The organism is Haloprofundus halophilus (assembly GCF_003439925.1).
Taxonomy (GTDB): Archaea; Halobacteriota; Halobacteria; order Halobacteriales; family Haloferacaceae; genus Haloprofundus; species Haloprofundus halophilus.
The window spans coordinates 653,699-675,130 of record NZ_QQRR01000001.1 but is presented as its reverse complement, the minus strand read 5'-3'; the positions used below and the strand labels follow the sequence as shown (position 1 = coordinate 675,130).

The following is a 21,432-nucleotide window of genomic DNA, read 5'->3' as shown; positions in this document are numbered from 1 at the left end:
TGTGTGCATAGACGTACCGCGCGAACGTGATGGCAGGTGCCCGGCGCGAACGTAGTGGCCGGTGCCCGGCATGAGTATCTCGAACTAGTCCGCCGCTGCTGTCACCTCCCCATCATTACTTATCCGGTCTCGTGATACAGTATCGTGGTATGTCAAACCGATTCACGCGCGACGAAGCGCTCGACGAACTTCGCGCGACGGTCGACGAAGGGAAGGCGATAATCGGCGCGGGTGCCGGGACGGGTATCTCGGCGAAATTCGCCGAACGCGGCGGCATCGACCTGCTCATCATCTACAACTCCGGTCGCTACCGGATGGGCGGCCGCGGGTCGTTAGCGGGGCTGTTGCCCTACGGCGACGCCAACGAGATCGTCGTCGAGATGGGCCACGAGGTGCTCCCGGTCGTCGAGGAGACACCGGTGCTCGCCGGCGTGAACGGGACGGACCCGTTCCGGCAGATGGACGTGTTCGTCGCCGACCTGAAGCGCCGCGGGTTCTCCGGGGTACAGAACTTCCCCACCGTCGGTCTCATCGACGAGGACAGCCAGTTCCGGCAGAACTTGGAGGAGACCGGGATGGGCTACGACGAGGAGGTGGAGATGATTCGCGAGGCCAGTAAGCAGGAGATGCTCACCTGTCCGTACGTGTTCAACACCGACCAGGCGCGCGAGATGGCCGAGGCCGGTGCCGACGTCGTCGTCGCGCACATGGGACTGACGACCAGCGGCGACATCGGGGCCGAAACGTCGCTCGACCTCGACACTGCCGCCGAGCGCGTGCAGGAGATTCACGACGCCGCAACGGACGTCGACGACGACGTGATGGTCATCTGCCACGGCGGCCCGATAGCGTGGCCCGACGACGCGAGACACGTCCTCGACAACACCGAGGGCGTCGTCGGCTTCTTCGGCGCGTCCAGCATCGAGCGCCTCCCGACCGAGGAGGCCATCGAGAGTCAGGCCCGCGAGTTCAAGGACATCGAGCTATGAGCGCCGACCGCACCTCCGTCTCGCCGGAGGACGTCGAGAGTCCGTCGTTCGACCGAGGCGTCCCGAAGTTACCGAACGCGCCCGACGGCGCGGAAGAATCGGGCGAAGCCGAAGACGTGGAAGGAGGTGAGCCGCTGTGAGCGTCGTCATCGTCGGGACGCTCGACACGAAGGGCGAGGAGATCGCGTTCGCCCGCGACGTGATCGAGGCGCAGGGCGTGAACGTTCACGTCGTCGACGTGGGCGTGATGGACGACCCGGAGTTCACGCCGGACACGGACGCCGAAACCGTCGCCGAGGCCGGCGGGACGAGCCTCCAATCGCTCCGGGAGGGCGGCGACCGCGGCGAGGCGATGGACGTGATGGGACGCGGGGCCGCCGCTATCGCCGAGCGACTCCACGACGAGGGAACGTTGGAGGGTATCCTCGGACTCGGCGGGTCGGGTAACACCTCCGTCGCGACGACGGCGATGCGGGCGCTCCCGGTCGGTGTTCCGAAACTGATGGTGTCGACGATGGCCTCCGGCGACGTCGAACCGTACGTCGGCTTCAAGGACATCGCGATGACGTACTCGGTCGCCGACATCGAGGGCCTGAATCAGCTCTCTCGGCGCATCATCGCGAACGCGGCGCTGGCGATGGTCGGGATGGTCGCCAGGGAGGCCGACGTCGAGGTCGAGGAGAAACCCACCGTCGCTCTCACGATGTTCGGCGTCACGACGCCCTGTGTCCAGACCGCCCGCGAGTACCTCGAAGAGCGCGGCTACGAGACCATCGTCTTTCACGCGACCGGTTCGGGCGGGCGGGCGATGGAGAGTCTCGTTCGAGAGGGCGTCGTCGACGGTGTACTCGACGTGACGACGACCGAGTGGGCCGACGAACTCGTCGGCGGCGTACTCAGCGCCGGCCCGGACCGACTCGACGCGCCCGGCGAGATGGGAATCCCGCACGTCGTCTCGGTCGGGGCGCTCGACATGGTGAACTTCGGACCGCCCGACTCGGTCCCGGAGCGATTCGAGGACCGGACGTTCTATCGGCACAATCCGCAGGTGACGCTGATGCGGACGACGCCCGACGAGACCGCCGAACTCGGCGAGATTCTCGCGGGCAAGGTGAACCACGCGTCGGGAGCCGTCGCGGTGTATCTGCCACTCGACGGCGTCTCGATGCTCGACGTGGAGGGCGAGCCGTTTTTCGACCCCGAGGCCGACGAGGCGCTGTTCGACGCCGTCCGCGAGCACCTCGACCCCGGTGTCGAACTCGTCGAGATGGACGCCGCCGTCAACGACGACGAGTTCGCGCTGGCGCTCGCACGGAAGATGGACGAGTTCCTGAGCGACGCGTCCGCGGACGCGACGTCGGACAGCGGGTGACTCGCTGCGACAGTGAGTCGACCCCCGGCGCCCGGTCCGGAGTGCGCCGACGCGTCCGTCGCCCACATACTCGGTCGTGTAGACTGTTCCGTACTTTCTCGTCGCTGCGCCGCATACCTCTCTCGCCCTATGAACAACAACGGTCAGCCCACGTGCGACATCTGCGGCGGCGACCTCGTCGAGGAGGACCCCGTCGTCGAGCTCCGGCTCGGCGACTTCACCATGCAGCAGCGGTTCTTCTCGGTGTCGCACGAACTCGGCGGCGACATCTACGGCGCGTTCGTCCACCTCTCCTGCATCGACGCGCCCCGGGGCACGGACCGCGGGCAGACGCTTCGCCGGATTCTCGACACCATCGGCGTCCGCGACGTCTCGCTCGACCTCCCGAGCACCGACGCTCCGCTCGGCAACCCGGAGCTACCCGAAGCGTCGGAAGACGACTGACCGAGCGAAAAACAGTCGAGTCGACGGCTCGACCCCGAGACGGCGCACCGATTCCCGCTTACGGCGAGTTTCGCAGTCAGACGCGCCCTTCGTCGTAGGAGTCGATGTGTTCGGTGCGCAGTTCGTCGGAGTCGCCGTCCCACCCGAGGAAGCTCTTTACCTTGTCCGTGAGACCGGCGTCGTCGTCGCGGTCGACCGTCGCGCGGTCGCCGTCCACCTCGCGTATCGTTCCGACCTCGGTTCCTTCTGCAGTCACGACGCGTTTGTTCCGGTCGTCCTCGGTGAACTCTCGAACCATCGCACGCTGACAATCGTTGTCGTCTCCGAGGTAGCTGGTGCTTGTATCTACCGGCATCCGGACGCCGAGGCTCGCCGGGAGTAGCGAGCCGAGCGGCGGAACGCACCGCCGCCGACCGCTGACTTCACCCGACGTTGATGTGGCCTTCCTCGCGCAACTGCTCGGCGTCCTGCTGGTCGTATCGCCACACGATGTCGGCTTTCTCGTCCTGCCAGTCCCACGGTTCGACGAGGACGACGTCGCCCTCTCGAATCCAGATTCGCTTACGCATCCGACCCGGGATGCGTCCCATCCGTTCTTTGCCGTCGTCGCAGCGGAGTCGGACGCGGCCGTACCCCTGCATGTCCGTCACGAGTGCGAACTGCTCGCCGTTCGCGGGCATCCGGAGGTTCCGCCGCCGGGAGCGCTCTTCGCTCATAGTCGAGCGTAGTCGCCGCACGTGCTAATAGCTAGCTAGCGTCGCGGTGTCGAGCGCCGTCATCGTCCCCGAGCGGCGACCGGTTCACTCGTTTGCGCGCTCGTGGTCGAGGAGACGGCGTTTCAGTCGGAGCCCCTGCTCGCCACCGGCGGAGTAGCCGCCGAGCGAGTCCGCGCCGACGACGCGGTGACACGGCACGACGATGGGAAGTGGGTTCCGCCCGCACGCTCCACCGACGGCGACGGCCGCGGTGTCGAGCTTCGCCGCCAGTTGGCCGTACGTACGCGTCTCTCCGTACGGTATCTCGGCCATCGCTTCCATCACCGCGCCGGTGAAGCCGGCGGGTTGCTGCAGTTCGAGGTCGAACGTCCGACGCTCGCCGGACTCGTAGGCGGCGATCTGTCGACGGAGTTCGTCCGGTGAAACCGAAACGACCGCCTCGTCCAGCGCGACAGTCGTTCCGAACAGTTCTACGTCCATCGGTACCGAGTCAGTCGAGCGCGCAGGCAAAATAGATACACCCCGCACCGGTGCCGATGCGGCCCATTCCGGTGCAGATACACCTCACTCCGGTACCGATGCGGCCCGCCTCGGCGTCGCTCCTCACACCGGTCACGACACGGACGACGAGGGAGACGTTCCCGAGAGCGCGTACACCGACCCGCCCAGCGCCGCCACGTACAGACTTCCGTCGACGGCGGCGGGGCTACTGAGTACGTTGCCGTCCGTCTCGAAGCGCCAGCGTCTCTCACCGCTATCGGCGTCGACGGCGTGGACGCTCGAACTCGAACTGCCCACGTAAACCGTGTCGCCGGCGATAGTCGGGCTGCTCCTGACGAATCCGCCGGTCGGATAGCGCCAGCGCCGCCGACCGGTCATCACGTCGAGCGCGTACAGGCCGCCGTCGTCGCTGCCGACGTAGACGACGCCGTCGGCGACGCTCGGACTACTCTGTACGCCTCTCTTCGTGACGTGCTGCCAGCGCTGGTCGCCGGTCTCGGCGTCGATGGCGTAAACGTTGGTGTCGTCGCTGCCGACGTAGACGGTGCCGTCGACGACGCTCGGACTGCTCCGAACGACGTCTTCGGTGTCGAACTGCCACCGAAGTTCGCCGGTGTCGGCGTCGAACGCGTACACTCCCCCCGTCGACCCGCCGACGTAGACGGACGTCTCGTCGACGGCGGGCGTTCCGTCGACGTATCCGTCGACTCGGGCGGTCCACTGCGTGTCACCGGTGTCGGCGTCGAGCGCGTACACCGCTCCCCGCGGGTCGACGATGGACGTCTCGGCGCTGCCGACGTAGACGGTGCCGTCGACGACGGTCGGACTGCTCGGCGAGCGACCCTTCGTCGCCCGTCCGAGGGCGTCTATCGTCTCGAACGACCACCGCTCGCTCCCGTTCTCGGCGTTTATCGCGTATATCGGCTGTTTCCCCGTCGACGCCCCCGCGTAGACGGTGCCGTCGACGACGGCGGGGCTTCGCGCGAGCACCTCCCCGGACTCGAACTGCCAGCGCTGGTCGCCGGTCTCGGCGTCTTTGGCGTACAGTCGACCGTCGTTGGCACCGATGTAGACGGTGCCGCCGACGACGGCCGGACTCGACAGAATCCCGCTGACGTCCCGGCCGAGAATCTGTCTCGCCCCGGGCGTGAACCGCCAGCGGACGGTCACTCCTTCCGACGGTCCGATGCCGTCTATCTGGTAGCCGGAGTTCGCGGCGTCGCTCTGAAACATCGGCCACGCGCCGGGTTGCGGCTGTGCCCCCGCCTGCTGTGTGAACTCGCCGTCGCCCTGCGAGCGGGCGCTTTCGCGGGCAGCGACTCCCGGGAACCGAGAGAGGGCGGCCGGACCACCGACACCGACTGCACCGCTGGCGGCGAGAAACCGTCGGCGGGATAGGTCTGGGTTCGACACGATACGACGAGATAGTTCGTCACAAAGTGTAACTGTTTTTTACGCCGGACCGGAGTGTACGAAGGTACAGAAATTCCGCGGAGCGGAACTGCGCTCGGAGCGGAGACGGACGGTCAGCGTCGGAGTCGTTCCGTGACGGTGCCACAACTGAGACACGTCGCGGTCCGGCACGGGACGCGTGCGAACTTCCGATTCTCGGGGTTCGTCTGCTGTTCGTCGCTCGTCGAGACGATACTCACTTCGACTTTCTGTTCCGTCTCTCGTCCGCAGTCGGCGCAGTGCTCCGTCAGCGTGTAGTCGTCGTCCGGTTCGGTAGGTGCGCTCTGTCGATTTACTTTCTCCATCGATTACGATATTCCACCAGTACAGCGACTGCTGTACCGTCCGTATCTCACAGTCCTTCCCGGAAGGGAGACTGGCTGTACTGACAAGCCGTTCAAGTACTATCGCGGCGTTCCGCCGGTCGGTTCGGGCGACCGCACAGCGAGTTTATATCGGTGCACGGCGTCTCTATTCATCGAAATGGGGTTTATACTCTTTGGCGGATTGCCGGGCGGTCCCGAGATGCTCATCATCCTCCTCATCGTCGTCCTGCTGTTCGGCGCGAACAAACTCCCGGAACTCGCGCGCTCGACCGGTCAGGCGATGGGCGAGTTCCAGCGCGGGCGCGAAGAGACCGAGCAGGAACTTCGCCGGTCGTCGACGCCGTCGCCGTCGTCGACCGCATCGGACCGACCGGGTGCTCCCTCCTCGGCGACCGTGGGTGACGATACCGGAACCGACGCCGTGAGCGACGATACCGAAAGCGACGCCGTGAGCGACGATACCGGAACCGACGTCGAGAGCGACGCTACCGAAAGCGAATCGCGCTCGGCGAACTGACGCGTCAGTCGCCGGGTACCGCCGCCGCGGTCTCGGTCGGCTTCATCCGGCGGTAGGTGAAGACGAACACACCGGTCGCGAAGACGATGAAGGCCGCGGCGAACAGGAACGCCGCGGTAGTAGAGACGAAGTCTTTGACGAACCCCACCATCAGCGGGCCGGCCACCTGTCCGATCTTCCACGAGATGGAGCGAAGCGACATGCTGCTGGCGACGGAGTCGAACCGCTCTCCCTCTTCGACGAACAGCGCCATGCTCGCCGGGAGGCGGAGGCTGTCGGCGACGCCCAGTACCGCGTAGGCGGCGAACAGCGAGAAGAACGCGCCGCCGAGCGTCAGCGTCCCCTCGAAGGTCTCGATGCGTACCGGGTCGAGCGTCCCCTCGGCGACGAGCGCGAAAGGGATGAACGCCGTCCCGACGCCGTAGACCAGCGCTCCCGTCGCGACGAAGTACGGTTTGTGGCCGATGCGGTCGGTCAGGTCGCCGACGTACCCCTGCGACAGCGACTTGGTGAGCTTGCCGCCGGCGAGAATCCACCCGACCGCGAACTCCGAGATACCGAACTCGCGGATTGCGAAGATGGGTAGAAAGATGATGACCGCCATCTTCCCGACGCTGAACGAGAGACGGAAGAACACGAGCGCTCGGACCAGCGGCCGGTCCAACAGCGCGCCGAACGTCTCGATGCTCGTCGCGTCCTCGGGGTCTTTCCGGCCGCCGGGGTTCGACCGGAGGTTGAAGAACACGAGGACGAACGCGCCGATTGTCACCGCGCTCAGCGCGAGATACGTGAGAGTGAAGCCGTGCGCGTAGAGGAGATACCCGCCGACGACGTCACCGAGGAGACTGGAGAGCGCCGCGACCTGGTTGTACGACCCCAGCCACCGACCGCTCTCGTCGTCGGGGCTTATCTCGCCGACGACCGTCGACCCGGTGATCCAGAGGAGACTCGCACCGATCCCCTGGAGCATCCGAACTAAAATGACGTGAACGGCGCTGTCGACGAACACGAACGCCCCGAAGACGACGACGTTCAGCGCCAACCCGGCGAGCAGGTAGTGCTTCGCGTTCCCGGTGTCTATCTTCCGACCCAACGGGAGAACGATGAGGAGCTGCACGAACGCGAACGCCGTCCCGAACAGCCCCTCGACGACGCCCGTCGTGTCGTACAGCTCGGCGTACAGCGCCAGCGCGATGACGACCGTCGAGTACGCCTGACTACGGGCGAACGCCGTCCCCGCGAGAGCGGCGAACTCCCGGTTTTTGAGCAGTGCCAGCGACCGGCCCGGAAGCGACACCACAGTTGCGATTCGAAATGGTGAGGAGAGTTATAAATGACCGCATACCGGACGCGTTAGCGGCTAGTTCGCACGGGGAACGACCGGAAAACGGGCTCTCGTCGCGGACGCAGTGCGGGCGGTTTCCCGAGCGTCTGAGGATTCGAGACGCTACAGTTCGATGCGCTCGACGAGTTGGTCGTCGGCTTTGGTGTTGACCGCGACGATGCGGATGTCCTCCTCCAGTCGGGAGTTCTGCATCTTCGCCTTCAGGAGGTTGTCGACCTGGTAGACGCCCGCCGCGTTTATCATCTCGATCTCGACGAGGACGGGCACGTCGTCGCCCTCCTTGAGCGAGACGCTGTTGATGGCCTGGCTGGAGAGGGTGTTGATGCCGCGGCCGCCTTTCTCGTAGGGGATGCGCGACCGACCGCGTTCCATGTCGAGGGCGTCGGCGATGCGGATGACGCCCGCCTCGTGGGTCAGCGGGTCCTCCTCGGTGTGGTGACAGAGGATGGCGTGCAGCACCTCGGCTTTCACCCGGACGACGCTCGGCGTCTCGTAGAACTGCGGGAGAAAACGGTCCAGGAGGTCCGCCGCGAGCGGAATCGAGTAGTAGGCGTGCTCGTCGCGGTGGACGACGTGGCCGATGTCGTGCAGCGTCGCCGCGAGGGCGACGATGACGGGCTCGTCGGCCTCGTCGAGGCCCTGCTGGCGCGCGCCGTTGAACTCGACGCCGCCGCGCTTGAGCAGGTCGTACAGACGCAACGCGCGGTTGCGGACGATCTCGATGTGTTTCGTCCCGTGGTCGTTGTACCCCTTCCGCGTGACGGCGTTGACGTTCTGCGCCTCCAGATACGTCGTCACCTCGGGGTCGTCGAGCAGTTCGGGCAGAACCTCGTTCAGCTTCTCGTCGGGGTAGGCGTGGTCGGCTTCCGGGTTGTACTCTCGCCCACCGTCGGTCGCGTCCGTCGGGTCGACGCTCGCGTCACTACTCATGTCCGACCCAACGCTCGGGAGCCGAAAAGAACTTACTTTCGGTGTGCCGACCCGTCGCACGGCAGAGAGTCACCGCTCAGTTTGCGGCGTCGGCCGCGGCGGTCTGAATCTCCTCGTAGTTCGGCTCGACGCCCGGGTCGTCGCTGACCCACTTGTACGTCACCGCCCCGCTCTCGTCGACGACGAACACGGCGCGCTTGGCGACGTTTTCCACGCCGAGGGAGGCGAAGTCCATCGAGACGCCGTAGCGCTCTACGAGCGTGCGGTTCGTATCGCTCAAAAGCGGGAATCTCAGGTCGTTCTGCCGGCGGAACTCGTTGAGCGCGAAGGGCGTGTCGACGCTGACGCCGTAGACGTTCGCGTCCGCGGAATCGAAGGTTTCGATGCGGTCGCTGAACGTGTTCATCTCGCTCGTACACGTCCCCGTGAACGCCGCCGGGAAGAACGCCAGCACCAGCGGCGTCTCGTCGAGTCGTTCCGACAGCGTGAACGAACCCACGTCGCCGTCGGCCAGCGGTACGGTGAAGTCGGGGGCGTCGTCTCCTACGTCGACCATACTCGCCGAAAGCAACTGACGCGGATGACGCTTGCGCTTGCGGCACCACGCCGGGGCTACCGAAGGCTCCGACACCGTCCGGCGTCACGTCGCGCCGCGTCGTCGGTATCGCAATCGACGCCGTTCGGGTCCCTGACGGACTCTGTGGACGGTTCCTGTCACCGAACGGGCTGAATTTCCTGAGCAAAAAGCCTATAACTGCCACAGAGCTAAGCAGGAGTAGAGATGTTCGACACCGCAATACCACTGTTCGGGGCGCTTCCGGGGGGGCCCGAAATGCTCATCATCCTCCTCATCATCGTCCTGCTGTTCGGCGCGAACAAGCTGCCGAAGCTCGCGCGCTCGACCGGTCAGGCGATGGGCGAGTTCAAGAAAGGACGCGAAGAGATCGAAGAGGAACTCCAGCAGATGGAGGGCTCCTCCGACGACTCGACCGAGGACACGACGACCACCTCGCCGTCTACGTCGACCGCGTCGACGCAGACGAACAACGAAGCGACCGAGCAGAGCAGCAACTGACCGTTCTGCCCGCCTTGTCGGGCATCATTTTCACCGCCGAAGCGTACGCTTTTTAGCGACGACACCGAACCTGCGTCGGGGCGTGTGGCCTAGCGGATAGGGCGAGAGGTTCCTAACCTCTAGATCGTGGGTTCGAATCCCATCACGCTCGTTCACTTCGTTCGCTCGCGCGACGTAGCTCGCAAACGCTTCGCGTTTGCTCACTCCCGCCACGCCCGCTCTTCGTGCCGAACGCAGTGAGGCCGAAGAGCGACATGTGTGGGATTCGAATCAGGGAGGTCGCGCGCAGCCGCCACTCTCCATTGCTAGTGTGTCACACGGTCCGGACTCTAGCAGTTCGCATCAATTCTCACGCTGACGGTAGCTTCCAAATGTCCTTAAATAAACATAAATATGCGACAGATGAGCTTAATCTGTATGACATTTGTCGGCGCTATTGGAGGTCTCCTCCGCGGGACGCGGGCACACAAGTACGCGACGCTCGTTCACGACTCGGCGGTTCGAGCGTACCTACGGTCGAATCCGCGGTGCTTCGTCGAATCCGGCGGGGCGAGGGCGGTGTTTACCCCGACGAACGTCGTCGAGTGGGGAAATCTCAACTACCGTATCTGGGAGGAAGACTGCCTTCTCAGACACCTCCTCTCGCAGGTTCGTCCCGACGACGTGTTCTTCGATATCGGCGCGAACATCGGCATCTATAGCTGCCTCGTCGGCAGTCGACTCACCGATGGTACCGTCGTTTCGTTCGAACCGTACCCGCCGAACGCCGACCGCTTGGAGGCGAATCTCGAAGCGAACGGCATCGAGGCCGAGGTGATTCGCTCTCCCCTGTCGGACTGTCGACGAGCGGCCGAGTTCAACGTGTACGACACCGCGGACTCGGGCGCACAACACGGGTCGCTCGACACGATCTATCCGAGGGGGACGCCGCTCAAACGCATCCCGACGGAGACGACGTCCGGCGACACACTCGTCGAAAACGGACTCGCGCCCCCGCCGACCGTGGCGAAAGTCGACGTCCAGGGGGCCGGCGTCGACGTCCTGACCGGTCTCAGGAAGTCGCTGACGGCCGACCGGTGTCGTCTCGTCTACGTCGAGACGCACAACAACTACGAACAGATAACCGACCTGCTGCAGCGACTGGGGTTCTCTACGCACTCGTTCAGGCTCTCCAGAGAGCAGGGACAACCCGCCATCGTCGGATACGACGACGACGTCGTCGACTTCTTCGAGTAGCCGGTCGGGTACGACTACTCCGCGGGACGTGACATCCACGAGAGCGACATCAGCGAGACGCGGCCTCCGCGAGACGCGACCACCCTGCATCGAGCCCTCTCCACGGCGTTCCCGGCGGAACCGACGCTTTCGACGGGGCCGAAAACGCGGCGGCATCTCGGTTCTCCGACTACCGGTAGCCCATCTGCACCCTCAATTAGTCCAAAGTAATTGAGAGTTAATTGGTGGAAGGACTTTTCAATAATGAACACAACTCACTCCCAATGGCTATCGACGACGCGGCCGACTCGGACTCCGGGCAGTTCGACGACGCCGGCGAGGGCACGTCGGACACCGAGGCGCGTCGCCCGGCCGCCGTGGGGGAGTACACGTGGGACGACTACCTGGAGGAGTACGGGCCGCCGGGAGCGGCCGACGACCTCTACCGCGGGCTTCGACCCGCGCCGGGCACCGACCGCTGGGAGGACGACGAGGACAGACAGACGAAACCCGTCGGCGCAGACTGGGACCGCATCCCGCTCGACCCGGTGTCGTTTCTGGGCTTTCACCCCGACGACATCGACTCGCGGGTGGGGCTCGCCGGCGGCAACGCCGAGACGCTCCACGAGCTGTTCGAGGCGTTCTGCGACCCCGAGACGACGCCGGTCGTCAAAGACGAGTACATCTGGGAGCACTACAAGCGCGAGTACTACTACGAGGACGACGGCAGTCGCCCGCGCGACGCCGACGGCGAGATAGAACGCTTCGACCCCGTCGACGCGCTGGGACACGACCCCGACGCCATCGAGAACACCATCTCGCATTTGAGCGACCGCGCCGAGGAACTGGAGGAACTCGTCGAGGAGCGCACGGTCGACACGAGGCAGGACTTCGACGAGGACGCGTTCTTCTCGACGGACGCAGGTACGACGACGGTCGCCAACCGCTACGACCTCGAGAAGGCGGTGCCGATGGCGAAGAAGACGCACTTCGAGGAGGTCGAACGCTACTGGGTGAACAAACCGTACTCGTTCGTCGTCATCTTCCACTCGACGAAGGAGAACGAGGACAAGTACTACCTCGTCCAGCCGCACATGAACCGGCTGGAGACGGAGCTGTCGGAGTATCTCACGGGGAAGCTCCGGACGGCCATCAAGTACGCCGACGACGACGTGGTCGGCGGCGACGGCCACCGCCGCCGAGTCATCGAAGAGCAGACGTACGAGTTGCTGGAGCGCTACGACCTCTACAGCCGCGAACAGACGGAGCCGTTCGCGAACACGCTTGCCGACCGCCTCGGCGTCTCGGGCGACGACGAAGGCGTCGCGGGCAAACTCGTCCGCCTGCTCGGCTACCGCCCCGTAACGCGCGAAACGGCCGAGCTCGACGGTATCGCCGCCCGCCCCGAACCCGCGGTGCTGGCCGACGACGACGCCGACCTCACCGAGTACCAGGTCGAGAAACTGCTCTACCTCCTCACGCGGGACTTCATCGGCTACGAGCGCATCGACGGTATCAAACACGACATCAACGTCGAGGACATCTCCTGCGACGGCTACAACTCGCCGGTGTTCGTCTACCACGGCGACTACGAGCAGATAATCACGAACGTCTACCACGACGAGACCGAACTGGACGACTTCGTCGTCAAACTCGCGCAGCGCTCCGGCAAAGGTATCTCGAAGCGACGTCCGCAGGTCGACGCCACCCTCCCGGACGGCTCGCGTGCGCAGTTGACGCTCGGTCGAGAGGTGTCGGACCACGGGACGAACTACACCATCCGCCAGTTCAAGGACGTCCCGTTCACGCCCATCGACCTCATCTGCTGGCACACGTTCTCGCTCGACGAGATGGCCTTCCTGTGGCTCTGCATCGAGAACCACAAGTCGCTCATCTTCGCCGGCGGCACGGCGTCCGGGAAGACGACGAGCCTCAACGCCGTCTCGCTTTTCATCCCCTCGAACACGAAGATCGTCTCCATCGAGGACACCCGAGAGGTCGAACTCCCGCAGCGCAACTGGATCGCGTCGGTCACCCGGCCCTCCTTCTCCGACGACGACGGGGGCGACGTCGACGAGTTCGACCTGCTGGAGGCCGCGCTCCGACAGCGACCCGACTACATCGTGATGGGCGAGATTCGCGGCGAGGAGGGTCGGACGCTGTTTCAGGTCATGTCGACGGGGCACACGACGTACACGACGTTCCACGCCGACTCCGTCGGTGAGGTGCTCAAGCGCTTCACGACCGAGCCCATCAACGTCTCGAAGACGATGTTCTCGGCGTTGGACCTCGTCTCTATCCAGACCTCCACCCGGGTACAGGGGAACAAGGTCCGCCGGAACAAGTCGCTCACCGAGATCAACCACTACGACGCCGAGAACGACGAGATAAACGTCCAGGACGTCTACCAGTGGCAGGCCGAGGACGACGAGTTCCTCCTGATGGGCGACTCGAACACCCTCGACGAGATCAAGTTCGACCGCGGGTGGTCCGAGGAGACGTTGCAGACCGAGATGTTCCAGCGGCAGGTCGTCCTCGCGTACCTCATCGACCGGGGGTTGAACACCTACACCCAGGTCGCGGCGACGTTCCAGGCGTTCATCAACGACCCGGAGACCATCCTGACGCTGATGGCCACCGACCGACTGGAGCGGAGCCTCGAAGACCTCCGCGAGATGGAGTCGGTGCTCATCGACATCGACCCCGAGAAGGAGGAGATGGTGCCCCGACCGGACCCGGACGCCGAGACGCTGGCGGAGGCCCGCGAGATTCTCGACCGCGCCGAGGAGGAGCTGTTCGACCAGTACCGCGGCGAACCCGTCGGCAGCGTCGCCGACGCGCTCTCGGACGTCCAACCCGCGGCGGACGTGGAGGCGACGTCGGCGACGCCGCCGGAAGAGACGCCGACGGTGGACGGCCCGGCGCTCGGGGAGGGGACGGACGACCCCGAGCTCGACGCCGCCGAATCGGACCCCGAACTGGCGGACGGCGACGACGACGACAGCGACGTCCCGGCGCTCACCGACGGCGAACCCGGGGAGCCCGCGGAGTCGGCAGAATCCGCGGAGTCGGCGACGGAGTCGGCCTCGCAGTCGACGGCAGCGGAGTCGACGACGGAACCGGATTCGGAGACGTCGACGGCGGATTCCGAGCACGTCACCGACCGAAACGCCGAGGACCCCTCGGCGTTCGACGACGCGACGACCGACGAGGACGGTGATGAGTCAGACGACGACGCAACGACCGACGAGGACGGTGATGAGTCCGACGACGACGCGACGACTGACGAGGAAGAGGTCCGAGACGGGGACGTAACCGACGGGAGTGAGTCTACCGACTCGGACGCCACCGACGAGGAGGCCGGCTCCGACGTGACCGACGAGTGGGACTTCGGCCGGTCGACCAGCAGCGTTGCGTCGGCAGACGAGGGCGGCGAATGAGCCTCGACACCGGGTCGAGCGGGGCGGGGAGCGCCAACGCCGGCGAGAAGCTCGGCGACGCGTTCTACCCGCTTTTCACGTGGCTGTTCGACCCCGAGGGCGACTTCGTCGCCGACGTCGAGGAGAAGCTCTCGCAGGCGCGCGTGACGACGACGGTCGAACTGTACATCTCGCAGGCGCTGGCCGTCGGCGTGCTCGTTGGCCTCGCGCTGTGGCTCACCGGGACGCTGCTCGGCTACGCGCTGTTCCAGTTCGGTATCGTGACCACGGAGATGCTGTCGCTCGGCGCGCGCATCCCGAGCCCGGCGGTCGTCGACCTCCTGGAGGCGATGAAGATGCCCGCCGCCGTCGGTATCACCGGACTCGTGTTCGGTTCGCTCGGCTTCGGTCTCGGTTTCGGCACGCTGCTGGCGATTCCGTACTCCACCGCCTCCGCTCGCAAGCGCGAGATAGACATGTTGCTCTCGGACTCCATCTCGTTCATGTACGCGCTGTCGGTGGGCGGGCTGAACCAACTGGAGATTCTGGAGTCGATGGCCAAGGCGGAGGACACCTACGGCGAAGTCTCACTGGAGTTCCGAAGCATCGTCCAGGAGACGGAGTACTTCGGCACCGACTACCGCACCGCCATCCAGAAGCAGGCGATGGAGACGCCGAGCGACGAGCTCTCGCAGTTTCTCACCGACATGCTCTCCATCGTCAACTCCGGCGGCAACATGCAGCAGTTCCTCGACGACAAGAAGGACAAGCACATGCGCACCGCCAAGCAGCAGCAGGAGCTGACGCTCGAAACGCTGGAGCTGTTCGGCGAGATGTACATGACGCTCTCGCTGTTTCCCCTGCTTCTCATCATCATCCTCGTCATCATGAGCATGCTCGGCAACGCCGACGACATGCTCCTGTACGCGACCGTCTACGGGCTCATCCCGCTGACGGGGGTCGGTTTCCTCGTCCTCGTCTCGACGGTGAAGCAGGACGAGGTCGGCGACGGCTACCTCGACCCCGCCGACAGCAGCGACCGCCTCGCCGAGACGAACAAAGAGAGCCTGGTCCACCTCGGTCTCGTCGAGAGCTTCGTCGGCGAGTTCAGCCTCTTCGACCGCGTGAAGAACCGCGAGGGGACGTTCAAGACCAAGGAGTTGCTGAAGCGGCCGCACATCTTCTTCCGCGACAACCCGCTCTTCACGCTCGTCTTCACGCTCCCCGTCGCCGCCGTCGTCATCGGCGTCTCGGCGGCCAACGGCGTCGCGCCGCTGTCGTGGGACGGGATGGTCGCCCAACCCGTCTGGGGGACGTTCGTCTGGTGGTACGTCCCGTCGTACATCGTCGCCGTCCCGCTCGCCGTGTTCCACACGTGGAACGTCTACTCGCGCAACGCGGTCATCGGCAAACTCTCCGACAACCTCCGGAAGCTGTCGAGCGCCAACGACACCGGTCAGACGCTGCTCGAATCGGTCAAGACGGTGTCGGACACGTCGTCCGGGAAACTCGCCGACGAGTTCGACGTGATGTACGCGAAGGTGCACTACGGGATGAGTCTCAGGGAGGCGCTCGTCGAGTTCAACAACAAGTACCACATCCCGCGACTGGCGCGGACGGTCAAACTCATCACGAAGGCGCAGGAGGCGTCCAGCCAGATCACGGACGTGCTGACGACGGCGGCGCAAGCGTCGGAGAACCAGGACGACATCGACCGCGAGCGGAAGTCGCGCGCGCGGATGCAGGTGGTCATCATCATCATGACCTATCTCACGCTCTTGGCCGTGATGGCCATCCTGAAGACGCAGTTCCTCGACGTGATGTCGGGGCTGACGCAGGGTGGCGGCGGCGGACAGAGCGCCGGCGGGATGAGCTTCGGCGGCGGCGTCGACACCAACGTGCTCTCGGTGCTGTTCTTCCACGCCGTCACCTTGCAGGCCGTGCTGTCGGCGTTCATCAGCGGCTACATCCGCGACGCCGACATCATCTCGGGCGTCAAGTTCGTCGTCGTCCTCCAGACCATCGCGCTGGCGGTGTGGGTGGTGGTGGGATGAGTGAGCGTTCGAGTTCGCGCGCGCAGACGACCATCGACTTCGCCATCGGCGCGGGCGTGTTCCTCCTCGCCGTCGCGTTCGTCGTCGCGTTCGTCCCGTCGATGCTCTCGCCGTTTGCCGGCGGCGGACAGGAAGACACCGTCGTCGCCGACAGAGTCGCTTCGCAGCTCGTCGGCGGGACGCTCAGCGCGCCCGAGACGCCGTACCGCGTCGACGGCGAGTGCGCAGCGGCGTTCTTCGATGCGTCGGTGGCCGGCGACCCCGACTGTGAGTTCGACACCGACGCGTCGACGGTGAACGAACGCGTCGGCGTCTCCGATCGCGTCCGCCTCAACGTCACCCTCGACGGCGACCGGACCGGCGACGGCGTCGAGCGCCTCTGCTGGGACGACGACGAGCGGCGCATCGTCGAAGCCGACGCGAGCGGCTGCGACGACGCGAACCGATTCGAGGCCGGTCCGACGCCGCCGACGGACAGCAGTTCCGTCGTCGTGGCGTGGCGAACCGTCTCGCTCGCCGGTGAGACCGCGCAGCTGGAGGTGCGCGTCTGGTGACCCGAAGGACCCCGAGAGGGAGCGACCGCGGGCAGGCGCACACCCTCGAAGCGGTGCTCTCGGCGATGATCCTGCTCACGAGCGTTATCTTCGCGCTGCAGGTGACGGCGGTGACGCCGCTATCCGCGAGTACCTCCAGCCAGCACATCGAGAACCAACAGCAGGCGACGGCCGAGGGGTTGCTCACCGCCGCCGTCGACTCGGGTGCGCTCGAACGGACGCTGCTCTTTTGGGGCGATTCCGACGGCGACGACGACGACGAGTTCCGCGGTGCGACCGGCGAAACGTACTACACCGGCGGCTACCCGCCGACCGAGTTCGGGCGGATGCTCCGCTCGACGTTCGGCGACCGCGGCGTCGTCGCGAACGTCTACGTCCGCTACCACACTGACGCGGGCGACGAGCGCCGCCAGCGGCTCTTCTACCAGGGCGAACCGAGCGACAACGCGGCGACGGCGACACACCTCGTCACGCTGTACGACGACGCGGTGCTGTACGACGACGAGGACGACGACGGCGTCGCCGAACCGACGGAAACGGAGATAGATGGCGAGAACTTCTACGCCGAGGACACCGACGGAGCGGACAGTGGAGTGTACAACGTACTCCGGGTGGAGGTGGTCGTGTGGCGGATGTGAGTCGGTCCGAACGCGCCCGCGAAGACGTCGACGCCGATTCGACGCTCCGCGACAGAGCGCAGTTGTTCCTCGTCGGCGCGCTCTCTCTGGCCGTCGTCTTCGTCGCGCTCTCGCTCATCCTCAACTCCGCCATCTACACGGAGAACCTCGCAACGCGCAGCACCGACGCGGCGGGCGGCGCGGCGGCGCTCGAAACCCGCGCCGACGTGGAGGACGGCGTCGCGGGCCTCATAGAGTACGAGAACCGGAATCGGGCGTCGGTCGACCCCACCGCCGTCGAGAGCGGCGTGAGAGAACTCGACAGTCAAGTCGGCAACTACAACATTCGCAACGGCCGCGTGGTGAACGTCTCGCTCGCCGGTGACCCCGACGCGGCAGTCGACGTCGGTACGGCCGTCGCGCAGTCAGATGGTCCGTTCGTCGCTGCCGATGAGGATCCCGGAACCGACTGGACCGTCGCCTCGGACGTCGACGGTCTCCGCGCGTTCGAACAGCGGGTCCGAATCGACTCGCTGGCATCCGACTCCGAGGACGCGTTCGCAACCGAGTTCGACGACGGAAGCGACGTCCACGAGGTTCGACTCCTACGCGTCGGCGACGACGACCTGCGCGTCGAAGTCGACGGCCCCAGCGGGACCGAGCAGTGCGCGCTCTACGACGGCGCGTCCGCCACCGACGAGTACGTCACCGTCGACCTCACGTCGGCCACCGTCGGCGGCGAACCCTGTCCGGCGCTGGAGTTCTTCGAGGAGTCGGCGACGTACGATATATCGTACGTGAACAGTGACCAGGTGAGCGGGACCTACCGATTCGTCATCAATGAGGGAAGCATCGACGAGTCGGGGCCTGACCCGAAAGACGTAATCTACGCTGTGACCGTCGAGCTGACGTACTACTCGGCGGACCTCGACTACGAGACCACGATACGGGTCGCCCCGGGTGAGCCCGATGCGTAGTCGACGCTCGTTCCGGCCGTCGCCCTCGCCGACCCGAGACGACCGCGCCGTGTCGACGACGCTGTCGTACGTCCTCGCGCTGGGTATCACGGGCATCCTCATCTCGGGCTTGCTCGTCGCCGGCGGCGGACTCGTCGAGGACCAGCGCGACCGGACGGTCGAAGACGAACTCCGCGTCGTCGGTCAGCAACTGGCCGCGGACCTCGAAACGGCGGACGCACTGGCGCGGTCCGCCCCCTCGGGAACCGTGCGACTCGACCGGCAACTCCCCCCGCGCGTCGTCGGGTCGAGTTACGTCGTCGACGTGGCCGACGACGACGGCGACGGCGACGGCGACGTGATTCGCTTGTCGACGTCGAATCCGGACGTGACCGTCTCCGTCCCGTTTGCGACGCGGACGGCCATCGTTCCCGAGTCCGTGAGCGGCGGCGCGGTGCGCATCGAGTACACTGGCTCCGAGTTGGTGATCGGGAGTGCGTGACCGTCGTACTCGGGCGAGCGGCGAACCGAGTCGCCGCTCCCGGGCGGTCAGCGAGACGGTCAGCTTCATCCTCGTGTTCGCGCTCGTCACGAGTACGGTCGGTGTCGTCTACGTCTCCGGCTTCTCCGGCTTGCAGGACGCCCGCGACGCGGAGCGCTTCACGAACGCCGAGCGCGCCTTCGACGTGATGGCCGACAACATCGCCGACATCCACCACGACGACGCGCCGAGTCGGGCGACCGAACTCAAACTCGCCGAGGCGCAACTGCTGTTAGGGGAGTCGAACTCGATGAACGTCACCGACGACGAGTCGATGTTCATCGAGAAGTCGTATCAACCGATTATCTTCCGTACGGGGTCGGGCGCCGAACTCGCGTACGAGAACGGCGCGCTCATCCGCACCGACCCGGGCGGCGGTTCGGTGATGCTCCGCGAACCCGACTTCGTCTCCCGGGGAACCGGCGAGGACAGAATCCTCGTCGTCCCGATGATTCTGACGAACTCCGGCGACGGCCGGTCGAACGTCGGCGGGTCGACGACGGTGCTCGTCCGCGCCGAACACGCTGGAACCGAGCGGTTCCCCGAGGCGACGACCTCGGTGACGTTCAGGCTCAACACGACGGCGGAGCGAGCGCCCGCGTGGGAGCGCTACTTCGAGTCGGAACTCGGCCGCGAGTGCGAACTTACGGGCGCGGCGGCGGCGTCGGTCACGTGCTCGGACGTTCCAATCGACCGCGTGCACGTGACGGCGACGTATCTCAACGTGGAGTTCGAGTAGGCCGAGGCGGTTCGAGTTCTTCTCAGTCGAGTTCGACGACGACTTCGCTCTCACTCACCTGGAGATACGTGACGTAGTTGTCGTCGCCGGTGTACGTGATACGGCCGCTGGAGGCGCCTTCGCTGATGGTGTTGGAGTTCTTGTCGTAGACGGTGAGTTCGAACGACGGCGCGAGCAGCGACAAGTAGTGTTGGAGCAGCGTCGAGAGCGGGAGTTCGTCGCCGGTGCCGTACGTCGCCTCGCCGTCCACGTCGTGCTCGTCGAACGTCGCCTCCTCCTCGAGATCTCTCGGTTTGAAATGCAGCAGTTGACTCTGTGAGAGGCTCTGATAGTTCAGCGACGACTCCTCGTCGAGAAGGTTAGTGTCCAGCACGACTTCGTCGTCGCCGTCGTCGTCGATGTCCTCGCAGTTGGTTTCGAAGGCATCTTCGTCGTACCAACCGTGATAGCTGTCGCCGCCGTCGTCGGAGTAGTAGACGGTCGCCGACACGTCGATAGTACACTTGTTCCCGCCGCTCTTTCTGAGGTGAAGTTCGAACTGTTGGTTACCCGTCTCGGTGCCGAGCGACCACTGGAGGTTGTTGAAGTTCGCGCTGTCGGTTCTGTCGGGGCGGAGCGTGATACTGAAGTCGTCGAGTTCGTGCTCGGCCATCCCGCGTACGTCTATCGACCCGCGTTCGGCTGGCATCTGGAAGTCGCCGTTCGTCCCGAGCGTGACGAGTGCGACTGTGGCCGTCTGTGTCTCCGGATGCACTTCGACCGTTCCCTCGGTTCGACTCCGGAAGAACGCCGCCCACGCGCGGTAGTAGTCGCTCTGCACTTCGACGACGACGCGTCCGTTCTCGACCGGGTTCAGGTAGTATCGTGGGTTCTCTTCCTCTTCCTCCTCGTACGTCGCCGACGGGTTCGGGTACACCGGCTCTCCGCGGGACTGCGAACGGATGCGGGCGCCCGACCCTCCGCTCGACGTAGACGAACCCGTCGTCCGAACGACCGGCAAGGTGAGCGTCCCGTCGCGGTAGTGGAACTCCGGCGGCGACACCATCGACGCACGGCCCTCGGAAGGCACTGACCACACGCCGCCGCCCTGGTAGGCGATGGTACCGCCGTCGGCGTCGCGGTAGACGACCGCTCCGAGCGTTTCGCTGTACAGCTCTTTGTCGTTTTCTCCACCGTCGTAGTTCTCGTGGACGATACTGAGCCGACCGCTCGACTCGTCGACGGTGTACTGGCCGTCCGAGCGTCCCAGCGAGACGGTCTTGACGTCGGCGTCGCCGAGTGCGACCGTCGCCACTCTGGAGTCGAACAGCGTCATCACCTGTTCGGCCCGGTCGAACTCCGACTGCCCCTGCGCGTCGTCGATGGCGACGCCGCCGAGCGCGACGACGGCCGCTGTCCCGGCGATGACCAGCCCGAACAGCAACACGACGCCGATGAGCTCCGACTGCGCGCGGCCTCTCCCCCACGTTTCGCGCGCGAGTCGCCCCTCTCGCGCGGGCCCGGATTTCTGCATTGGAAGTTGATTGTGCTCAACCTATAAAAATTCATGGCTGTACTCCGCGTACAGATTTTCGAGAGCGACGATTCCCGCGGCGTTCGGAGGTTCCGACCGAATCGAGTGCCGGCGGCTCACTCGCTCCGGAATCGGTGCGCGACCCGGTTTTCCGAGC

Annotated in this window: 23 protein-coding genes and 1 tRNA gene; 15 read left to right on the top strand and 9 right to left on the bottom strand. The window is 65.5% G+C overall.

All coding sequences use genetic code 11. The features are described 5' to 3' along the window. The first annotated feature begins 149 nt into the window (after nt 1-149). The 4 genes from DV709_RS03370 to DV709_RS03360 all read left to right on the top strand — a co-directional run bounded on the left by DV709_RS03370 (nt 150) and on the right by DV709_RS03360 (nt 2,805). Nucleotides 150-989: a phosphoenolpyruvate hydrolase family protein gene (locus DV709_RS03370; RefSeq protein ID WP_117591758.1), complete on the top strand. Its 840-nt coding sequence runs from the start codon at nt 150-152 to the stop codon at nt 987-989. Beyond that, nucleotides 986-1,129, top strand: coding sequence for a hypothetical protein (locus tag DV709_RS17580; protein ID WP_157972635.1), 144 nt, complete (start codon nt 986-988; stop codon nt 1,127-1,129). Before DV709_RS03370 ends, DV709_RS17580 begins: the two co-directional genes overlap by 4 nt. Then, nucleotides 1,126-2,361 carry a Tm-1-like ATP-binding domain-containing protein gene (locus DV709_RS03365; RefSeq protein WP_117591756.1) on the top strand — a complete coding sequence of 412 codons (1,236 nt, stop codon included), beginning with the start codon at nt 1,126-1,128 and terminating at the stop codon, nt 2,359-2,361. The genes DV709_RS17580 and DV709_RS03365 overlap by 4 nt, the downstream gene beginning before the upstream one ends. Nucleotides 2,362-2,490: 129 nt before the next feature. After that, a complete protein-coding gene (locus tag DV709_RS03360) occupies nt 2,491-2,805 on the top strand; it encodes a hypothetical protein (RefSeq protein ID WP_117591754.1) in 315 nt (104 codons plus the stop codon). 76 nt (nt 2,806-2,881) lie between these two features. Here the strand turns inward: DV709_RS03360 and DV709_RS03355 are convergent, their stop codons facing one another. From DV709_RS03355 to DV709_RS03335, 5 genes are all read right to left on the bottom strand, one after another. Further along, nucleotides 2,882-3,160, bottom strand: coding sequence for a hypothetical protein (locus DV709_RS03355; protein WP_232819685.1), 279 nt, complete (start codon nt 3,158-3,160; stop codon nt 2,882-2,884). Between the two features lie 67 nt (nt 3,161-3,227). Continuing rightward, a complete protein-coding gene (gene eif1A, locus DV709_RS03350; RefSeq protein WP_117591750.1) occupies nt 3,228-3,521 on the bottom strand; it encodes a translation initiation factor eIF-1A in 294 nt (97 codons plus the stop codon). Nucleotides 3,522-3,605: 84 nt separating this feature from the next. Next, nucleotides 3,606-4,001: a methylated-DNA--[protein]-cysteine S-methyltransferase gene (locus tag DV709_RS03345; protein ID WP_117591748.1), complete on the bottom strand. Its 396-nt coding sequence runs from the start codon at nt 3,999-4,001 to the stop codon at nt 3,606-3,608. Nucleotides 4,002-4,133: 132 nt separating this feature from the next. After that, the gene (locus DV709_RS03340; RefSeq protein ID WP_117591746.1) at nt 4,134-5,435 is read right to left on the bottom strand and encodes an outer membrane protein assembly factor BamB family protein; all 1,302 of its coding nucleotides are present in this window, start codon (nt 5,433-5,435) and stop codon (nt 4,134-4,136) included. A 113-nt stretch (nt 5,436-5,548) separates the two neighbouring features. Next, nucleotides 5,549-5,779 carry a DUF7835 family putative zinc beta-ribbon protein gene (locus DV709_RS03335; protein ID WP_117591745.1) on the bottom strand — a complete coding sequence of 77 codons (231 nt, stop codon included), beginning with the start codon at nt 5,777-5,779 and terminating at the stop codon, nt 5,549-5,551. Between the two features lie 178 nt (nt 5,780-5,957). Here DV709_RS03335 and DV709_RS03330 point away from each other — a divergent pair, with 178 nt between their 5' ends. Continuing rightward, on the top strand, nt 5,958-6,317 hold the full coding sequence (locus DV709_RS03330; RefSeq protein ID WP_117591743.1) for a twin-arginine translocase TatA/TatE family subunit: 360 nt from the start codon (nt 5,958-5,960) through the stop codon (nt 6,315-6,317). Nucleotides 6,318-6,321: 4 nt separating this feature from the next. Here DV709_RS03330 and DV709_RS03325 read toward each other — a convergent pair whose 3' ends face one another. The 3 genes from DV709_RS03325 to DV709_RS03315 all read right to left on the bottom strand — a co-directional run bounded on the left by DV709_RS03325 (nt 6,322) and on the right by DV709_RS03315 (nt 9,148). Continuing rightward, nucleotides 6,322-7,614, bottom strand: coding sequence for an MFS transporter (locus tag DV709_RS03325; protein ID WP_117594053.1), 1,293 nt, complete (start codon nt 7,612-7,614; stop codon nt 6,322-6,324). A 150-nt stretch (nt 7,615-7,764) separates the two neighbouring features. Then, on the bottom strand, nt 7,765-8,592 hold the full coding sequence (locus DV709_RS03320; protein ID WP_117591741.1) for an HD domain-containing protein: 828 nt from the start codon (nt 8,590-8,592) through the stop codon (nt 7,765-7,767). Between the two features lie 76 nt (nt 8,593-8,668). Next, nucleotides 8,669-9,148, bottom strand: a complete 480-nt coding sequence (locus tag DV709_RS03315; protein ID WP_117591739.1) for a redoxin domain-containing protein — start codon at nt 9,146-9,148, stop codon at nt 8,669-8,671. 225 nt (nt 9,149-9,373) lie between these two features. Here DV709_RS03315 and DV709_RS03310 point away from each other — a divergent pair, with 225 nt between their 5' ends. The 10 genes from DV709_RS03310 to DV709_RS03265 all read left to right on the top strand — a co-directional run bounded on the left by DV709_RS03310 (nt 9,374) and on the right by DV709_RS03265 (nt 19,762). Beyond that, on the top strand, nt 9,374-9,667 hold the full coding sequence (locus DV709_RS03310; RefSeq protein WP_117591736.1) for a Sec-independent protein translocase subunit TatA/TatB: 294 nt from the start codon (nt 9,374-9,376) through the stop codon (nt 9,665-9,667). Between the two features lie 78 nt (nt 9,668-9,745). Further along, nucleotides 9,746-9,818: transfer RNA gene (locus DV709_RS03305), tRNA-Arg, on the top strand. A 266-nt stretch (nt 9,819-10,084) separates the two neighbouring features. Beyond that, nucleotides 10,085-10,903 (top strand): FkbM family methyltransferase, encoded by an 819-nt coding sequence (locus DV709_RS03300; protein WP_157972634.1) that lies wholly within the window; start codon nt 10,085-10,087, stop codon nt 10,901-10,903. A gap of 263 nt (nt 10,904-11,166) precedes the next feature. Continuing rightward, entirely contained in the window at nt 11,167-14,322 is a 3,156-nt protein-coding gene (locus DV709_RS03295; RefSeq protein WP_117591732.1) for a type II/IV secretion system ATPase subunit, read from the top strand. Next, the gene (locus DV709_RS03290) at nt 14,319-16,355 is read left to right on the top strand and encodes a type II secretion system F family protein (RefSeq protein ID WP_117591730.1); all 2,037 of its coding nucleotides are present in this window, start codon (nt 14,319-14,321) and stop codon (nt 16,353-16,355) included. Before DV709_RS03295 ends, DV709_RS03290 begins: the two co-directional genes overlap by 4 nt. Beyond that, entirely contained in the window at nt 16,352-16,909 is a 558-nt protein-coding gene (locus DV709_RS03285; RefSeq protein WP_117591728.1) for a DUF7287 family protein, read from the top strand. Before DV709_RS03290 ends, DV709_RS03285 begins: the two co-directional genes overlap by 4 nt. Beyond that, nucleotides 16,906-17,547, top strand: a complete 642-nt coding sequence (locus DV709_RS03280; protein ID WP_449272240.1) for a DUF7288 family protein — start codon at nt 16,906-16,908, stop codon at nt 17,545-17,547. Before DV709_RS03285 ends, DV709_RS03280 begins: the two co-directional genes overlap by 4 nt. Then, nucleotides 17,544-18,503 carry a DUF7261 family protein gene (locus tag DV709_RS03275; RefSeq protein WP_117591726.1) on the top strand — a complete coding sequence of 320 codons (960 nt, stop codon included), beginning with the start codon at nt 17,544-17,546 and terminating at the stop codon, nt 18,501-18,503. Before DV709_RS03280 ends, DV709_RS03275 begins: the two co-directional genes overlap by 4 nt. Next, nucleotides 18,496-18,984, top strand: a complete 489-nt coding sequence (locus DV709_RS03270) for a DUF7266 family protein (RefSeq protein ID WP_117591724.1) — start codon at nt 18,496-18,498, stop codon at nt 18,982-18,984. Before DV709_RS03275 ends, DV709_RS03270 begins: the two co-directional genes overlap by 8 nt. Further along, the gene (locus DV709_RS03265) at nt 18,977-19,762 is read left to right on the top strand and encodes a DUF7289 family protein (RefSeq protein ID WP_117591722.1); all 786 of its coding nucleotides are present in this window, start codon (nt 18,977-18,979) and stop codon (nt 19,760-19,762) included. The genes DV709_RS03270 and DV709_RS03265 overlap by 8 nt, the downstream gene beginning before the upstream one ends. Before the next feature lie 22 nt (nt 19,763-19,784). On the opposite strand, the gene DV709_RS03260 is transcribed toward DV709_RS03265, so the two are convergent. Continuing rightward, nucleotides 19,785-21,275, bottom strand: a complete 1,491-nt coding sequence (locus tag DV709_RS03260) for a DUF7289 family protein (protein ID WP_117591720.1) — start codon at nt 21,273-21,275, stop codon at nt 19,785-19,787. Nucleotides 21,276-21,432: the final 157 nt, after the last annotated feature.

What these genes read in the sequence shown, in the direction of transcription:
- DV709_RS17580 (WP_157972635.1), top strand. Translation starts at nt 986, where the DNA reads ATGAGCGCCGACCGCACCTCCGTCTCGCCGGAGGACGTCGAGAGTCCG.
- DV709_RS03335 (WP_117591745.1), bottom strand. Translation starts at nt 5,779, where the DNA reads ATGGAGAAAGTAAATCGACAGAGCGCACCTACCGAACCGGACGACGAC.
- DV709_RS03300 (WP_157972634.1), top strand. Translation starts at nt 10,085, where the DNA reads ATGACATTTGTCGGCGCTATTGGAGGTCTCCTCCGCGGGACGCGGGCA.
- DV709_RS03345 (WP_117591748.1), bottom strand. Translation starts at nt 4,001, where the DNA reads ATGGACGTAGAACTGTTCGGAACGACTGTCGCGCTGGACGAGGCGGTC.
- DV709_RS03285 (WP_117591728.1), top strand. Translation starts at nt 16,352, where the DNA reads ATGAGTGAGCGTTCGAGTTCGCGCGCGCAGACGACCATCGACTTCGCC.
- eif1A (WP_117591750.1), bottom strand. Translation starts at nt 3,521, where the DNA reads ATGAGCGAAGAGCGCTCCCGGCGGCGGAACCTCCGGATGCCCGCGAAC.
- DV709_RS03330 (WP_117591743.1), top strand. Translation starts at nt 5,958, where the DNA reads ATGGGGTTTATACTCTTTGGCGGATTGCCGGGCGGTCCCGAGATGCTC.
- DV709_RS03315 (WP_117591739.1), bottom strand. Translation starts at nt 9,148, where the DNA reads ATGGTCGACGTAGGAGACGACGCCCCCGACTTCACCGTACCGCTGGCC.
- DV709_RS03260 (WP_117591720.1), bottom strand. Translation starts at nt 21,275, where the DNA reads ATGCAGAAATCCGGGCCCGCGCGAGAGGGGCGACTCGCGCGCGAAACG.
- DV709_RS03370 (WP_117591758.1), top strand. Translation starts at nt 150, where the DNA reads ATGTCAAACCGATTCACGCGCGACGAAGCGCTCGACGAACTTCGCGCG.
- DV709_RS03320 (WP_117591741.1), bottom strand. Translation starts at nt 8,592, where the DNA reads ATGAGTAGTGACGCGAGCGTCGACCCGACGGACGCGACCGACGGTGGG.
- DV709_RS03360 (WP_117591754.1), top strand. Translation starts at nt 2,491, where the DNA reads ATGAACAACAACGGTCAGCCCACGTGCGACATCTGCGGCGGCGACCTC.
- DV709_RS03290 (WP_117591730.1), top strand. Translation starts at nt 14,319, where the DNA reads ATGAGCCTCGACACCGGGTCGAGCGGGGCGGGGAGCGCCAACGCCGGC.
- DV709_RS03295 (WP_117591732.1), top strand. Translation starts at nt 11,167, where the DNA reads ATGGCTATCGACGACGCGGCCGACTCGGACTCCGGGCAGTTCGACGAC.
- DV709_RS03310 (WP_117591736.1), top strand. Translation starts at nt 9,374, where the DNA reads ATGTTCGACACCGCAATACCACTGTTCGGGGCGCTTCCGGGGGGGCCC.
- DV709_RS03355 (WP_232819685.1), bottom strand. Translation starts at nt 3,160, where the DNA reads ATGCCGGTAGATACAAGCACCAGCTACCTCGGAGACGACAACGATTGT.
- DV709_RS03270 (WP_117591724.1), top strand. Translation starts at nt 18,496, where the DNA reads ATGCGTAGTCGACGCTCGTTCCGGCCGTCGCCCTCGCCGACCCGAGAC.